We start from the raw sequence: 15,632 nt of genomic DNA, 5'->3' as shown, positions 1-15,632 counted from the left end.
AGGCAAATCCGTGAAAGTCCCGGATGGTAGCAAATGCTGCGGAGGGCGTCAGCCGTCGAGTTCCGAGAAGCCCGTGAGGAAATGTGGCCCGATGTAACGCTCCGGCAGCTCGAATTCATCGCGATATTCGACCTGTACCAGGTACAAGCCAAACGGGTGCGCGGTGACGCCACCGGAGCGACGGACACGGCTGTCGAGCACTTCCTTGATCCACTCCACCGGCCGTTCGCCAGCACCAATGGTCATCAGCACGCCGGCAATGTTGCGCACCATGTGATGCAGGAACGCGCTGGCGCGGATGTCGAGCACGATCATCTTGCCGTGACGGGTCACGCGCAGGTGATGCAACTCCTTGATCGGCGATTTGGCCTGGCACTGGCCGGCACGGAAGGCGCTGAAATCATGGACACCGACCAGGTATTGCGCGGCCTCGGCCATGCGTTCGACGTCCAGCGGGCGGTGATTCCAGGTGATTTCTTCATTCAGGTGCGCCGGGCGGATCTGATCGTTGTAGATCACGTAGCGATAACGCCGGGCGATGGCCTTGAAGCGTGCATGGAAATGCGCCGGCATCACCTTCGCCCAACTGACGCTGACGTCGTGGGGCAAGTTGATGTTGGCGCCCATCACCCAGGCCTTCATCGAACGCTCGACCTGGGTGTCGAAATGCACCACTTGGCCGCAGGCATGCACGCCGGCATCGGTACGGCCGGCGCAATGCAGCGACACGGGCGAGTCAGCGACTTTGGACAGGGCGTTTTCGAGGGTTTCCTGCACCGTCAACACACCGGAAGCCTGGCGCTGCCAGCCACGATAGCGCGAGCCTTTGTATTCAACGCCCAAGGCGATCCGGAAAAAGCCGTCGGCCGCCATTTCGGCGGCCGGGTTGTCTATGTTTGCCAAGAAATTACAGCCTGCTGAAGTACGCAAAGGCGGGCATTATAAGGCCGATGGCTTGGGATGCCACTCCGGCGGGTGATCCTGTGTTGAATGGGCTGGCGCTATCGCGAACAAGCTCGCTCCCACAGAGGCTCAGGTGATTTTCCAGACCAAGACAAGTCCTTGTGGCGAGGGAGCTTGCTCCCGCTGGGCTGCGAAGCAGACCCCCTCCATGGTGCGTCGAGCACTTTTGCGAGCGCTGCGCACTCGAGCGGGAGCAAGCTCCCTCGCCACCAAGAGCGGTGCGAATCACCCGCAAAAAAAAACGGCAGCCTCACCGGCTGCCGTTTTTGTATAACCGCTGATTCACGCCAGGCGCGACAACATCTCCTGCGCTTCGCTCTTCTGGGTAGCGTCGCCTTCGCTGAGGACTTCGCCGAGGATGTCGCGGGCGCCGTCGTTGTCGCCCATATCGATGTAGGCCTGGGCCAGATCGAGCTTGGTCGCCACTTCATCGGTACCGCTAAGGAAGTCGAAGTCCGGTTCGTCTTCGGCGCCGACCAAGGCATCTTCGGCGGTAAACGTCGGCTGGCCCAGGCTGTCGGACAGGCGATCCAGCTCGGCGTTCACATCGTCCAGCTCGGACTCGAAGGCATCCTTGGGCGCATCGTGCGCGTCCATTTCGTCAGACAGGGACAGATCGAAATCCGCTGGCAGTTCGAGATCGTCGGCTGGGATGTCGGCCAAGGCTGGCGTTTCAGTCGCAGGCAGATCCAGGCCCTTGAGGTCGTCGTCCAAGTCCAGCAGGAAGTCTTCATCGTCGAGCGCCGCAACCGGCGTCGGCGCCTCGGCGCCCAGGTCCAGGTCGAATTCCGACAGGTCGTCCAGGCTTTCGTTGGCTTCAGTCTGCTGCTTGAGCACCGACTCGAAACTCAGGTCGTCATCTTCCGGGAACGCGTCCAGCTCAGCGACAGGCTCTGGCGCCGGCGCAACCGGGGTCGCTTCCAGGTCATCCAGGCTCAGGTCGAAAGCGTTGTCCAACTCCTCGTCGGTCGGCGTCTTGTCTTCCAGCAGGTCCTTGACGTACTGCGCGTCCAGCTCTGCTGCCACGGTCGCGGCGGCCAAGCCTGCGGCGGTGGCGACCACCATGGCCGGGAAACGGCTTTTCAGCTGTTCGACCTGGGCGAAATTCTCGCCATTGGCCACCAATTGGCGTTCTTGGGCGACGAAAGCGTCGCGGTCGCCCTGCTGACCGTAGACTTCCATCAGCTTCAGGCGCAGGTCGCTGCGCTGAGGCTCGGCCTTGATGCCTTGCTCAAGCAAGTCAGCGGCCTGGTTCAAGCGACCGCGGTCGATATGGGACTGGGCCTGGGGCAGCACGTCGTCGGAGCGCTCGGCAGCCGGAGCCACCAATGGCGCCGCGATAGGCGGTGTGACCACCACAGGCGCGACCACCGGAGCCGGCTTGGGTACTGGCGCAGGGGCAGGCGCGGGTTTTGGCTCGAGTTTCACGCTTGGCGGTGGAACATCAATGCCCTCGAAGCTGCTCGGGGGCAGATCGAGCTCCGGGGAGAAGTCAGCCTCCTCCTCGAGGGCTCGAGCCATGCGCAAATGCTTTTCCGCTTCCTGTTGAGCCTTGCGGCGACGGGCGAGCAACAACAGCAGCAACAGCAGGAGCACCGCGCCGCCGCCAATCAATCCCAGCAGGATCGGGTTGGTCAGCAGGTCATTGTATTTTTGCTCGTTGGACGCGGCAGGCGTCGGCTCGACCGGAGCGGCAGGCGGCGTCGCTTCCGGGGCCGCCTCTGGCGCAGGCGCAGCCGTCGGGGCCTGTGCCGCTGGCGCAGGGGTCAACTCTGCGGACATTGCAGGAGGTGCCTCGCCAGCAGGAGGAACGGCAGCACCTTCGGCCTGCATCTTGGCCAGTTGGTTGTTCTTCAGCTCGATCAGGCGCTGCAGTTTGTCCAGTTGGCTCTGCAGATCTGCCATGCGACTTTTCAGTTCTTCGTTATCCCGGCGAGCCGAGTCGAGGCTTTCCTGGGTGACTGCAAGCTTGTTGCTAAGCGCCTGGGCATCGCCGGCAGCGCCCTTGCCCTTGCCGCCCGCCTTCGCCGAGTCGGCCGACACCAGGCTCAAGTTGTCGCGACCGGCAGCCTGCGCCGGCGCGCCTTCGCCACGGCCACGCTTGGTGGCATCCAACTGCTGCTTGCCAGCACCCGCCACGCCACGGCGACCCGAGCGCCAGGCGGCGTTCTGCGCAGCCACTTCAGCGATGGCCTGGGGTTGCGGCAGTGCAGTGCTTTGCACCGGGTCGGGCAGGCGCAAGACCTGACCGGTCTTGAGCAGGTTGATGTTGCCGTTGATGAATGCGTTCGGGTTCAACGCCTGGATCGCAAGCATGGTTTGCTGGACCGACCCACCATTACGCACCTTGGCGGCGATTTCCCACAGGGTATCGCGCGGCGTGGTGGTGTATTGGGAAGGCTTGGTGGCCCCGGTGACCGGCGTGGCCACGACCTGGGGCGGTTTCGCCCGGGCCGCGTCAGCGGCCTGTGGCGAGAATTTGGAAGGATCGAGCAATACGCTGTAGTCGCGCAGCAGACGGCCGTTGGGCCACATCACCTGCACCAGGAACTTGACCATCGGTTCAGACAGCGGCCGGCTGGACGTTACCCGCAGGACGCTCTTGCCATTGGCGTTGATCACCGGGGTGAAGCTCAGGTCGTTGAGAAAGGCCTGGCGGTCGACGCCGGCCTTGGCGAAGTCATCGGGCGAGGCCAGGCTCGGCACGACTTCGGCAGCGGTCAGTTGCTGGACGTCGAGCAACTCGATCTCGGCGACCAGAGGCTGGTTCGGCGTCGACTTCAGGGTCAATTCCCCGAGCCCGAGCGCTTGCGCCATACCGGAGGACAGCGCCGAGGCGGCCGCTATTGCTAACACCAGTTTGCGAACTTGAACCATAGCCTCTTCCTTTGTTTGAACATTCCTCGGCCAGCGAGAAGGTATTGATGCCGCTGCCGTAAGGCATTGCGCGCAGCCCCGATGCGACGGTGCGCGCGATCATTTCACTCATGCCCCGGGAAAGTCGCCCAGAGGGATGTTCGCCTTCAGCACTCCGACCAAGCATAGCGCCCAGCTAGAATCATTCGACAAATTGATGCCAAGTATCTTTTACAGCAAGTCTTTTATCAACAACTCAGCCACCTGCACGGCATTGAGTGCCGCGCCCTTGCGCACGTTATCTGACGTCAGCCACATATTTAGTTCCGCCGGATCGTCGATCCCACCGCGCACACGACCAACGTAGACCACATCCTGCTCCACCGCATCGCCCACCGCCGTCGGATAATCGCCCGCATCCACCAACTCGATACCGGGTGCCGCTTCCAACGCCGCGTTGACCTTGACCAGGTCGACGGGACTCGCAGACTGCACAGTCACGCTAAAGCTATCGCCAAAAAACACCGGGGCTTGAATGCAAGTTACGGAAATCTTTAACAAAGGTTGATTCAGCAGCTGGCGCAACTCGCGGACCAGGCGCTTTTCCAGCTGCGTATGACCCTGCTCGTCCGGGGTGCCGACCTGGGCCAGCAGGTTGAACGCCATCTGTCGATCAAAGAATTTCGGCTCCAGCGGACGGGCGTTGAGCAGCTCGGCGGTCTGGCGCGCCAACTCGCTCACCGCCACGCGGCCCTGGGCCGACACAGCGAGGCTCGCGGTCAGGCTGATGCGCTGCAAGTCCAGGCATTCGCGCAGCGGCGCCAGCACCACCGCCAAGGCCGTGGCCGAAGCGCTGGGGCTGCTGACCTGCAACGGCTTGCCCAAGCCGGCGAGCATCTGGGCATTGGCTTCCGGCACGATCTGCGGGGCCTGTTCAGGCGGCAAGGCCCCGGACAGGTCGATCAGCGCACAGCCAGCCGCCGTGGCCCGCGGGGCGAAACTCAGGGTCACTGCCGGACCAGCGGCGAAGAACACCAGTTGGACCTTGCTGAAATCGAACTCGTCGACTTCGCGCACCCGCACGTTTTTGCCGCGGAACATCACCGAGCTGCCTGCCGATTCGCTGCTGGCCAGCAGGTGCAGGTTGCCGACCGGGAAGTCCCGCTCTTCGAGAATCTGCACGAGGGTTTCGCCGACAGTACCGGTGGCGCCGATCACGGCAATATCAAAGGACTGGCTCATGGGTCTACCTCAGGTAAAACGTGGGGAGCGGCACTTTACCGGGTGGCTGGCGGGCAAGCAATTGAACACAAGAGAACCTGTGGCACTCACCCGACCGAGATAAAAAAACCCGCACCTCTCACAAGGCACGGGTTCTTTCACAGCAGCAATCGATCAACGTTCGAGCAGGATCCGCAGCATGCGACGCAGCGGTTCGGCCGCGCCCCACAGCAGTTGGTCGCCGACGGTGAAGGCACCGACGAACTGCGAACCCATGTTCAGTTTGCGCAGACGGCCCACCGGTACGTTCAGGGTGCCGGTGACCTTGGTCGGGCTCAGCTCCTGCATGCTGATTTCGCGGTTGTTCGGCACCAGCTTGACCCAAGGGTTGTGCTGGCTGATCAGCCCTTCGATGTCGGCGATCGGCACGTCTTTGTTCAGCTTGATGGTCAGCGCCTGGCTGTGGCAGCGCATGGCGCCGATGCGCACGCAGATGCCGTCCACCGGGATCGGGCTCTTGAAGCGACCGAGGATCTTGTTGGTTTCGGCCTGGGCCTTCCACTCTTCGCGGCTCTGGCCGTTAGGCAGTTCCTTGTCGATCCAGGGGATCAGGCTGCCGGCCAGCGGTACGCCGAAGTTCTCGGTCGGGTAGGCATCGCTGCGCATCGCCTCGGCGACCTTGCGGTCGATGTCGAGGATCGCGCTGGCCGGGTTGGCCAGGTCATCGGCGACGGCGGCGTGGGTGGCGCCCATCTGTTTGATCAGCTCGCGCATGTTCTGCGCGCCGGCACCGGACGCCGCCTGGTAGGTCATGGCGCTCATCCATTCCACCAGACCGGCTTCGAACAGGCCGCCCAGGCCCATCAGCATCAGGCTGACGGTGCAGTTGCCGCCGATGTAGTTCTTGGTGCCCGCGTCCAGCTGCTGGTCGATGACCTTGCGGTTGACCGGGTCGAGGATGATCACCGCGTCGTCCTGCATGCGCAGGCTGGAAGCGGCGTCGATCCAGTAACCCTGCCAGCCGGCTTCACGCAGCTTGGGGAAGACTTCGCTGGTGTAGTCGCCACCCTGGCAGGTCAGGATCACGTCGAGGGTCTTGAGCTCTTCGATGCTGTAGGCATCCTTGAGCGCACCGATGTCCTTGCCCACGGACGGGCCCTGGCCACCGACATTGGAAGTGGTGAAAAACACCGGCTCAATGAGATCGAAATCCTGCTCTTCCAGCATTCGCTGCATGAGCACGGAACCGACCATGCCGCGCCAACCGATCAGACCTACACGTTTCATCGCAACTACACCTATACAAAAGTGGGCCACCGTCGGAGCGGTGGGCCCGAAAGATTACAGATTCCGCAGCGCGGCGACTACTGCATCGCCCATTTGCTGCGTACCGACTTTGGTACAACCTTGCGACCAGATGTCACCGGTGCGCAAGCCTTGGTCCAGGACCACACTGACGGCTTTTTCGATCGCGTCGGCGGCATCGTTCAAGTTGAAGCTGTAGCGCAGCATCATCGACACCGACAGGATGGTCGCCAACGGGTTGGCAATGCCCTGTCCGGCGATGTCCGGCGCCGAACCGTGGCACGGCTCGTACATGCCCTTGTTGTTGGCATCCAGGGAAGCCGACGGCAGCATGCCGATGGAGCCGGTGAGCATCGACGCTTCGTCGGACAGGATGTCGCCGAACATGTTGTCGGTGACGATCACGTCGAACTGCTTCGGCGCACGCACCAGTTGCATGGCGGCGTTGTCGACGTACATGTGGCTCAGTTCGATGTCCGGGTAATCCTTGGCCACCTGCTCGACCACTTCACGCCACAGTTGGCTGGAAGCCAGTACGTTGGCCTTGTCCACCGAGCACAGCTTCTTGCCACGCACGCGAGCCATGTCGAAGCCGACCCGGGCGATACGGCGGATTTCGCTTTCGCTGTACGGCAGGGTGTCGTAGGCCTGGCGCTCGCCATTTTCCAGCTCACGAGTGCCACGCGGGGCGCCGAAATAGATACCACCGGTCAACTCGCGGACGATGAGGATGTCCAGGCCCGAGACGATTTCCGGCTTCAGGCTCGACGCATCGGCCAGTTGCGGATAAAGAATCGCCGGACGCAGGTTGCCGAACAGGCCCAGTTGCGCGCGAATCTTCAGCAGGCCGCGCTCAGGACGGATGTCGCGTTCGATCTTGTCCCACTTCGGGCCGCCCACGGCACCCAACAGCACGGCATCGGCTGCACGGGCACGGTCCAGGGTTTCATCGGCCAGGGGCACGCCGTGCTTGTCGATGGCGGCGCCGCCGATCACGTCGTGGCTGAGTTCGAAGCCAAGGCCATACTTGTCGTTTGCCAGCTCCAGGACCTTGACCGCTTCGGCCATGATTTCCGGGCCAATACCGTCACCGGGGAGAATCAGAATCTGCTTGCTCATGCGTTCCTCGTTTGCGCTATCGGCGCGCCAGGCTTTGTGTCCCTGGCGGGCCGGGAAAAATGCTATCGCTCGGCCCACAGCACCAGTACATCTGTACTGAACGAACCATCGGCCTCAATCTGAAAATATTCACGCACTTCGTCGCCCATCGAGCGCTGCAGCTGGAGAATCGCCGCCCGCATCACCTCGGGGGTACGCATGCGCTCGACCCACGAGCGGTACTCCAGGCGCAGGCGCTGACGCGAAGTACTGCGGGTGTGCAGCCCCGCCTCGCTGACCTGCCGCAACCACTCACCGGCCGAATAATCGCGTACATGGCTGGTGTCGCGCAGCACTTCGACGCTTTGCAGGTACGTGTCCAGCAACGGCGCGCCAGGCGACAGGACATCGATGAACGCCGCCACGCCGCCCGGCTTGAGCACCCTACGCACTTCCCGCAAGGCCAGGCCCAGATCGCTCCAATGATGCGCCGAGTAACGGCTGAACACGAAGTCGAACTCAGCGTCGGCGAACGGCAGGTGCTCGGCGGCGCCCCGTACCGTGCCGATATTACCCAAGCCACGCTCGGCAGCCGCCGTGGCAACCACGTCGAGCATCTGCTGGGACAAATCATAAGCCACTACTTCACCGGCCAGCGGCGCCACGTGGAAACTCACATGGCCGGCACCGCACCCCAGGTCCAGCACCCGGGCATCGCCACGACCGGCCAATGCAGCTTGTAGCAGCGCGAATTCAGCACCCTGGGCGTGCACGGCACTGCTCAGATAGGCCGAGGCCTGTTCACCGAATTGCTTTTGTACAACCTGACTGTGGGCGGTGCTGGTCATGGGATGTCCTTGTGGTTTTGTCTTGCCTGGGCCGGCCCCATCGCGAGCAAGCTCGCTCCCACGGGGGCTTTGTGAACGCCGCAAATCCAATGTGGGAGCGAGCTTGCTCGCGATGGTGTCTTTACGCCTTACGCAAAATCAAGCATCGCGAAACAACCAAGGCTGGCTCGCCCGGTGCTTGGCCTCGAACGCAGCAATCGCCTCGCCGTCCTGCAAAGTCAGGCCGATATCGTCCAGGCCGTTGAGCAGGCAATGCTTGCGGAACGCGTCGATCTCGAAACCCAGCACCTTGCCGTCGGGACGGGTCACGGTCTGGGCGGCCAGGTCGATCTGCAACTGATAGCCCGGGTTGGCCTCGACCTGCTGGAACAGCTCATCCACGTCAGCATCGCTGAGGATGATCGGCAGCAAACCGTTCTTGAAGCTGTTGTTGAAGAAAATGTCGGCATAGCTCGGCGCGATGATGCTGCGGAAACCGTACTCTTCCAGGGCCCATGGCGCATGCTCACGGCTCGAGCCGCAGCCGAAGTTCTCACGGGCCAGCAGCACGCTGGCGCCTTGGTAACGCTCGGCGTTGAGCACGAAATCCTTGTTCAATGGGCGCTTGGAGTTGTCCTGGTACGGCTGGCCGACATCCAGGTAGCGCCACTCGTCGAACAGGTTCGGGCCGAAGCCGGTGCGCTTGATGGACTTCAGGAACTGCTTGGGAATGATCTGGTCGGTGTCGACGTTGGCACGATCCAAAGGCGCGACAAGACCGGTGTGCTGGGTAAAAGCTTTCATGCTGCGCTCCTTCAGATCAATTCGCGGACGTCGACGAAACGGCCGTTGACAGCCGCCGCCGCGGCCATGGCCGGGCTCACCAGGTGCGTACGGCCACCGGCGCCCTGACGGCCTTCGAAGTTACGGTTGGAGGTGGAGGCGCAATGTTCGCCCGACTCCAAACGGTCCGGGTTCATCGCCAGGCACATCGAGCAGCCCGGCTCCCGCCATTCGAAACCAGCTTCGAGGAAAATCTTGTCCAGCCCTTCTGCTTCCGCCTGGGCCTTCACCAGGCCCGAGCCCGGTACCACGATGGCCTGCTTGATGGTCGAGGCGACTTTGCGGCCCTTGGCGATCACTGCTGCGGCGCGCAGGTCTTCGATCCGCGAGTTGGTGCAGGAGCCGATGAACACGCGGTCGAGCTGAATATCAGTGATCGCCTGGTTGGCGCTCAAGCCCATGTATTTCAAGGCGCGGACGATGGAGTCGCGCTTGACCAAGTCCATTTCCTTGGCCGGATCCGGTACGTTCTGGTCCACCGCCAACACCATCTCAGGCGAAGTGCCCCAGCTGACTTGCGGCTTGATCTGCGTTGCGTCGAGCTCGACCACGGTGTCGAACTTGGCATCGGCGTCGGAGACCAGGTCTTTCCAGGCCTCGACCGCCATGTCCCATTCGGCGCCTTTCGGGGCGAACGGACGGCCCTTGACGTATTCCACGGTTTTTTCATCGGCGGCCACCAGGCCCACGCGGGCACCGGCCTCGATGGACATGTTGCAGATGGTCATGCGGCCTTCGACGGACAAGTCACGGATCGCGCTGCCCGCGAACTCGATGGCATGGCCGTTACCGCCGGCGGTGCCGATCTTGCCGATCACCGCCAGGACGATGTCCTTGGCGGTCACGCCGAACGGCAACTTGCCCTCGACGCGCACCAGCATGTTTTTCATTTTCTTGGCGACCAGGCACTGGGTGGCAAGCACATGCTCCACCTCGGAGGTGCCGATGCCATGGGCCAGGGCGCCGAAAGCACCGTGGGTCGAGGTGTGCGAGTCACCGCAGACCACGGTCATGCCAGGCAAGGTCGCGCCCTGCTCCGGGCCGATGACGTGGACGATGCCCTGACGCACATCATTCATCTTGAATTCAACGATGCCGTATTCGTCACAGTTATCGTCGAGGGTCTGGACCTGCAGGCGCGAGACCTGGTCGACAATGGCTTCGATGCCGCCCTTGCGCTCCGGGGTGGTAGGTACGTTGTGGTCCGGGGTCGCGATGTTGGCATCGATACGCCAAGGCTTGCGCCCGGCCAGGCGCAGGCCTTCGAAGGCTTGCGGCGACGTCACTTCATGAATGATGTGACGGTCGATATAGATCAGCGCCGAGCCATCGTCGCGCTGCTTGACCAAATGCGAATCCCAGAGCTTGTCGTAGAGCGTTTTGCCGGCCATCAGACGGTTTCCTCATCAGCTTGTTTCTATGCCCCGGGCCCTGAACGAATCAATAACCCCTTGGCTTGTGAGGCTGATCCTATGGGGTTACATTAAATAACTCAAATTCATATTTTTCATACTTTGCATAACCAACTGGAATTCAACCGGAACCGCCATGGACCTCGCCAACCTCAATGCCTTTATAGCCATCGCCGAGACGGGCAGTTTCTCCGGCGCCGGCGAACGCTTGCACCTGACCCAGCCGGCCATCAGCAAGCGCATTGCCGGCCTCGAACAACAGCTCAAAGTACGCCTGTTCGACCGTCTCGGTCGTGAAGTGGGCCTGACCGAGGCGGGCCGGGCCCTGTTGCCTCGGGCCTATCAGATCCTCAACGTGCTGGACGACACCCGCCGCGCCCTGACCAACCTGACCGGCGAAGTGACAGGGCGCCTGACACTCGCCACCAGCCACCACATAGGCCTGCACCGCCTACCGCCGTTATTGCGGGAATTCACCCGACGCTACCCCCAGGTGGCGCTGGATATCCAGTTCCTGGATTCGGAAGTGGCCTACGAAGAAATCCTCCATGGTCGGGCGGAACTGGCCGTCATCACCCTCGCCCCCGAACCCCATACGCTGGTACGGGCCAAGCCAGTGTGGGACGACCCCCTGGATTTCGTGGTCGCCCCGGAGCATGCGCTGCTGGAAAACGGCGCGGTCAGCCTGGCGGACGTTGCCTTGCATCCAGCGGTTTTCCCGGGGGGCAACACGTTTACCCATCACATCGTGCAACGGCTGTTCGAAGCCCAGGGCCTGACGCCGAACATCGCCATGAGCACGAATTACCTGGAAACCATAAAAATGATGGTCTCCATCGGCCTGGCCTGGAGCGTCTTGCCCCGCACCATGCTCGACGAACAGGTGGCGCGCATTCCTTTGCCGGGCATACAACTCAGTCGCCAGCTAGGCTATATCTTGCACACCGAACGGACGCTATCGAATGCCGCACGGGCTTTCATGGCCTTACTGGACGCACAAATCGATTTGCCAGGGACAAGGGCATAGGTTGTGCCGCGCCTGTAGGGCCCGAACGCTTGTGCTTTATGCCCAAACCCGCTCAAGGCTCGCGAGATAATGCCCAAACCCGCTGACCACCTTCCGCCCTTGCCACGCATCCAGGCGCTCGACCCGAAACGGTCCGAACAAAGCTGGGACAGCGCGCAGCAGTTGCTGGCCGCCCTGAACGGTGCACGGCTGGGGGCCTGGTCGTGGGACATCGACAGCGGACAGATCAGCTGGTCCCGGGGCACCCAGGCGCTGTTCGGCTTCGATCCGCGGCAGCCATTGCCAGCGGATGTGGATTATCTGGACCTGTTACTACCCGAAGACCGGGCCCGGGCCGTGCGCGCCTTTCACGCGGCAGTGGCCGGAGCGCCGCTGGAACAGGCCATGCACCACCGCATCGTCTGGCCCGATGGCAGCCTGCACTGGCTGGAGATCAGCGGCAGCGTGCTGCCCGACAAGCACGGGCGCCCGCGCATGATCGGGGTGATCCGCGAAATCACCCATCAGCGCGAGCGGGAACAGGCGCTGCGCAGTTCGGAAAAGCGCTTTGCCACGCTGTTCCACCTGAGCCCGAACATGGTGCTGCTGACCCGCCAGGAAGACGGGATGATCAGCGAGGCCAACCAGTATTTCGAAAGCCTGTTCGGCTGGCCGCTGCACGATGTGATTGGCCGGACCACCCTGGAACTGGGCCTGTGGGTCGACCCCGGGCAACGGGTAAAACTGTTGGAGGTCATCAAGGCCAGGGGCGAACTGGCGAGCATGGAGGTGGAACTGCGGGCCAGCAACGGCCAGATCCACACCGGCCTGCTCAGCGCACAGAAAGTCGAGCTGGAGGGCCAGCCCTACCTGTTGAGTACCTTCCTCGACACCACCGAGCACAAACTCGCCGAACAGGCCCTCAAGGACAGCCAGGAACGCCTGGACCTGGCCCTCGACTCGGCGCAACTGGGCACCTGGGACTGGCACATTCCCAGCGGCATGCTCTACGGCTCGGCCCGGGCCGCGCAGCTCCATGGCCTGGAGCCCAAGCCGTTCCACGAATCGTTCGATGCGTTTTTCGAAGGCGTCCCCACTGAAGAACGCAACAACATGCGCAATGCCTATCGCAGCCTGCGCGAAGGCCCGGCGGGCAACTATCAGTTGACCTACCGCGTGCAACTGCCGGACGGCAGCTCGCGCTACCTGGAAAGCCGCGCCCGCCTCTACCGCAACGACGACGGCAGCCCCTTGCGCATGGCCGGCACCTTGCTCGACATCACCGACCAGGTGGAGCGCGAACAGAGCCTGGCCGCCTCGGAGGAAAAATTCGCCACACTGTTCCAGGTCAGCCCCGACCCCATCTGCGTCACTCACCAGGACAGCGGCCGGTTCCTTGAGATCAATTCCAGTTTCACCCAGACCTTCGGCTGGACCGCCAGCGACGTGATTGGTCTCGACGCCGACGAAATCGGCCTATGGGATGCCTCGGGCAGCAGCCTGCAACGCATCGAACGGGTGATCCGCGAACAATCGCTGAACAATGTCGCCATCGTCGTTCACCATAAGAACGGCCAGCCATTGACCTGTGTGATTTCCAGCCGGCAAATCAACGTCGGCAACCAGCCCTGCATCGTCACGACCTTGCGGGACATCACGCAGCAACAACGCTCCGAAGCCGCCCTCAAGGCCAGTGAAGAGAAATTCGCCAAGGCGTTTCATTCCAGCCCCGACGCCATCACCATCACCGAGCTCGAAAGCGGTCGCTACCTCGAGGTCAACGACGGCTTCTGCCGGCTGACCGGCTACCGCGCCGACGAAGTGATCGGGCACACCGTCTACGAAGTGGGGATCTGGGCCGAAGAAAAACAGCGAGCCGCCTTGCTGGCCGAACTGCGACTCAAGGGCCGCGTCGTTCACCAGGAGATGCTCGGGCGCAATAAACGGGGGGAAATCCTTACGGTGGAGGTCTCGGTCGAGCCCATCACCCTCAATGAAACGGCGTGCCTGCTGCTGACCGCCCGGGACGTGAGCCTGCTGCGCAATGCCGAAGCCCAGATCCGCCACCTGGCCTACCACGACCCGCTGACCAACCTGCCCAACCGCGCCTTGCTGATGGACCGGCTGAGCCAGCAGATCGCCCTGCTCAAGCGCCACAACTTGCGCGGCGCCCTGCTGTTTCTCGATCTGGATCACTTCAAGCACATCAACGACTCCCTCGGTCACCCGGTGGGCGACACCGTGCTGAAGATCATCACCGCACGCCTGGAGGCCAGCGTGCGCCTGGAAGACACCGTCGCACGGCTGGGTGGCGATGAGTTCGTGGTGCTGCTCAGCGGCCTGGAAGGCTCGCGCAGCGATGTCAGCAAGCAAGTGCAGACCCTGGCCAACACCCTGCGCGAATTGCTCTCGGAGCCGATGTTCCTCGATGGCCAGCGACTGCAGGTCACGCCGAGCATCGGTATAGCGCTGATTCCCGACCACGGTTCCACGCCCACCGATTTGCTCAAGCGCGCCGACATTGCGCTGTACCGCGCCAAGGACTCAGGGCGCAACACCTCGCAGATGTTTCACACCACCATGCAAAAAGCCGCCAGCGAACGACTGCGCATGGAGACCGATCTGCGCCTTGCCCTGGCCCGTGGCGAGTTCAGCGTGCATTTCCAGCCTCAGGTCGATGCCCGGGACAACCGCATCATCGGCGCCGAAGCCCTGGTGCGCTGGCACCACCCGGACCTGGGCGCCCAATCGCCTAACGAATTCATCAAAGTGCTGGAGGACAGTGGCCTGATCCTGGAAGTCGGGACCTGGATCCTCGATGAAGCCTGCGACGGCTTCAAGCAACTGATCGCCAAGGGCAAGATCGATCCCCAGCAATTCAGCCTGTGCGTGAACATCAGCCCACGGCAATTCCGCCAGAGCGACTTTGTCGAACGCATCGAAAATAGCCTCGTCACTCATGGCCTGCCCTTCTCCCTGCTGAAACTGGAGATCACCGAAGGCATCGTGATCCAGAACCTGGACGACACCATTGCCAAGATGCGCCGGCTCAAGAAACTGGGGGTGAGCTTCGCCATGGATGATTTCGGCACCGGTTATTCGTCGCTGACCTACCTCAAGCGCCTGCCGGTGGACACGCTGAAAATCGACCAGTCATTCGTGCGCGACGCCACCAGCGACCCCAACGACGCCGAAATCATCCGCGCCATCGTCGCCATGGCCCGCAGCCTCAACCTGATCATGATTGCCGAAGGCGTGGAGACGCTGGAGCAATTGCACTTCCTGCAAGGGCTCGATTGCCATCTATACCAGGGTTATTTGCATAGCCGACCGCTGCCGCTGGAGGCGTTTGAGCGGTTGTTGCCGTAATACGCTATGAAACAAACCCTTGTCCATGACACTGTGGCGAGGGGATTTATCCCCGTTGGGCTGCGCAGCAGCCCCAAAGGAATTGAACGACACTGACCCACCTGACATACCGAGGCGGCTGGTTTTGGGGCCGCTTCGCAGCCCAGCGGGGATAAATCCCCTCACCACAATTAATCCTCCACTGATCTGCAAAATGAAAAAGGGCGCCATCTGGCGCCCTTCTTCAGTTGCGATGCATCAGTTTTGCAGCGCAGGTTGCTGCTGCGCACCGTTGATCGGGATGCGCTTGGCTTTCGCCTCTTCCGGAACCACTCGCAGCAGGTCGATGCTCAACAGACCGTTACGCAGGCCGGCGGACTTGATCTCGATATGGTCGGCCAACCGGAAGGACAGCTTGAACGCACGCTGGGCGATGCCCTGGTGCAGGTAGGTGACGCTGTCGTTACTGGCTTCACGTTTGCCACCACTGATGGTCAGCACACCTTTTTCCACTTGCAGGTCCAGGTCTTCTTCCTGGAACCCGGCGGCGGCGACCACGATGCGGTACTCGTCATCACCATGTTTTTCCACGTTGTAGGGTGGATAGCTGCTGCCCGGCTCGTTGCGCAGGGCGGTTTCGAACAAGTCATTGAAACGGTCGAAACCTACCGAGGAACGGAACAGAGGGGCCAGCGAAAATGCAGTACTCATGATTCAAATCTCCTGAAAAATTCAGCAAGTTTTTTTGTCTCC

The 15,632-nt window shown here is 62.2% G+C and carries 11 protein-coding genes; 2 read left to right on the top strand and 9 right to left on the bottom strand.

Going from position 1 to position 15,632, the window contains the following annotated elements; genetic code table 11:
• Positions 1–48: 48 nt before the first annotated feature.
• The 8 genes from truA to leuC form a co-directional block, all read right to left on the bottom strand.
• Positions 49–873, bottom strand: coding sequence for a tRNA pseudouridine(38-40) synthase TruA (gene truA / locus BM300_RS13715; protein WP_018610821.1), 825 nt, complete (start codon positions 871–873; stop codon positions 49–51).
• Positions 874–1,245: 372 nt separating this feature from the next.
• Entirely contained in the window at positions 1,246–3,840 is a 2,595-nt protein-coding gene (locus BM300_RS13710; RefSeq protein WP_092149278.1) for a FimV/HubP family polar landmark protein, read from the bottom strand.
• Between the two features lie 210 nt (positions 3,841–4,050).
• On the bottom strand, positions 4,051–5,061 hold the full coding sequence (locus BM300_RS13705; RefSeq protein ID WP_092463137.1) for an aspartate-semialdehyde dehydrogenase: 1,011 nt from the start codon (positions 5,059–5,061) through the stop codon (positions 4,051–4,053).
• A gap of 153 nt (positions 5,062–5,214) precedes the next feature.
• Positions 5,215–6,327, bottom strand: a complete 1,113-nt coding sequence (asd, locus tag BM300_RS13700) for an aspartate-semialdehyde dehydrogenase (protein ID WP_063320313.1) — start codon at positions 6,325–6,327, stop codon at positions 5,215–5,217.
• 54 nt (positions 6,328–6,381) lie between these two features.
• Positions 6,382–7,464, bottom strand: coding sequence for a 3-isopropylmalate dehydrogenase (gene leuB / locus BM300_RS13695; RefSeq protein WP_063320312.1), 1,083 nt, complete (start codon positions 7,462–7,464; stop codon positions 6,382–6,384).
• A gap of 62 nt (positions 7,465–7,526) precedes the next feature.
• Positions 7,527–8,291: a class I SAM-dependent methyltransferase gene (locus BM300_RS13690; RefSeq protein ID WP_092412843.1), complete on the bottom strand. Its 765-nt coding sequence runs from the start codon at positions 8,289–8,291 to the stop codon at positions 7,527–7,529.
• A 138-nt stretch (positions 8,292–8,429) separates the two neighbouring features.
• Complete coding sequence (leuD, locus tag BM300_RS13685; protein ID WP_003203864.1) at positions 8,430–9,074, bottom strand: 3-isopropylmalate dehydratase small subunit; 645 nt, start codon at positions 9,072–9,074, stop codon at positions 8,430–8,432.
• 11 nt (positions 9,075–9,085) lie between these two features.
• Entirely contained in the window at positions 9,086–10,504 is a 1,419-nt protein-coding gene (gene leuC, locus BM300_RS13680) for a 3-isopropylmalate dehydratase large subunit (protein ID WP_092149269.1), read from the bottom strand.
• A 157-nt stretch (positions 10,505–10,661) separates the two neighbouring features.
• On the opposite strand from leuC, the gene BM300_RS13675 reads away from it, so the two are divergent.
• Together BM300_RS13675 and BM300_RS13670 are read left to right on the top strand one after the other, a co-directional pair.
• Positions 10,662–11,552, top strand: coding sequence for a LysR family transcriptional regulator (locus BM300_RS13675; RefSeq protein ID WP_092149266.1), 891 nt, complete (start codon positions 10,662–10,664; stop codon positions 11,550–11,552).
• 69 nt (positions 11,553–11,621) lie between these two features.
• Entirely contained in the window at positions 11,622–14,900 is a 3,279-nt protein-coding gene (locus BM300_RS13670; RefSeq protein WP_063320308.1) for a sensor domain-containing protein, read from the top strand.
• Positions 14,901–15,137: 237 nt separating this feature from the next.
• Here BM300_RS13670 and BM300_RS13665 read toward each other — a convergent pair whose 3' ends face one another.
• A complete protein-coding gene (locus BM300_RS13665; RefSeq protein ID WP_063320307.1) occupies positions 15,138–15,590 on the bottom strand; it encodes an Hsp20 family protein in 453 nt (150 codons plus the stop codon).
• Between the last annotated feature and the right edge of the window lie 42 nt (positions 15,591–15,632).

The organism is Pseudomonas sp. NFACC46-3 (assembly GCF_900114515.1).
In the GTDB taxonomy this organism is placed as follows: domain Bacteria; phylum Pseudomonadota; class Gammaproteobacteria; order Pseudomonadales; family Pseudomonadaceae; genus Aquipseudomonas; species Aquipseudomonas fluorescens_Q.
Note: the sequence above shows the minus strand (reverse complement) of the source record. Positions and strands in the feature narration are given on the sequence as shown.

Coding starts and splice junctions, on each gene's coding strand:
- truA (WP_018610821.1), bottom strand. CDS start 873: ATGGCGGCCGACGGCTTTTTCCGGATCGCCTTGGGCGTTGAATACAAA.
- BM300_RS13710 (WP_092149278.1), bottom strand. CDS start 3,840: ATGGTTCAAGTTCGCAAACTGGTGTTAGCAATAGCGGCCGCCTCGGCG.
- BM300_RS13705 (WP_092463137.1), bottom strand. CDS start 5,061: ATGAGCCAGTCCTTTGATATTGCCGTGATCGGCGCCACCGGTACTGTC.
- asd (WP_063320313.1), bottom strand. CDS start 6,327: ATGAAACGTGTAGGTCTGATCGGTTGGCGCGGCATGGTCGGTTCCGTG.
- leuB (WP_063320312.1), bottom strand. CDS start 7,464: ATGAGCAAGCAGATTCTGATTCTCCCCGGTGACGGTATTGGCCCGGAA.
- BM300_RS13690 (WP_092412843.1), bottom strand. CDS start 8,291: ATGACCAGCACCGCCCACAGTCAGGTTGTACAAAAGCAATTCGGTGAA.
- leuD (WP_003203864.1), bottom strand. CDS start 9,074: ATGAAAGCTTTTACCCAGCACACCGGTCTTGTCGCGCCTTTGGATCGT.
- leuC (WP_092149269.1), bottom strand. CDS start 10,504: ATGGCCGGCAAAACGCTCTACGACAAGCTCTGGGATTCGCATTTGGTC.
- BM300_RS13675 (WP_092149266.1), top strand. CDS start 10,662: ATGGACCTCGCCAACCTCAATGCCTTTATAGCCATCGCCGAGACGGGC.
- BM300_RS13670 (WP_063320308.1), top strand. CDS start 11,622: ATGCCCAAACCCGCTGACCACCTTCCGCCCTTGCCACGCATCCAGGCG.
- BM300_RS13665 (WP_063320307.1), bottom strand. CDS start 15,590: ATGAGTACTGCATTTTCGCTGGCCCCTCTGTTCCGTTCCTCGGTAGGT.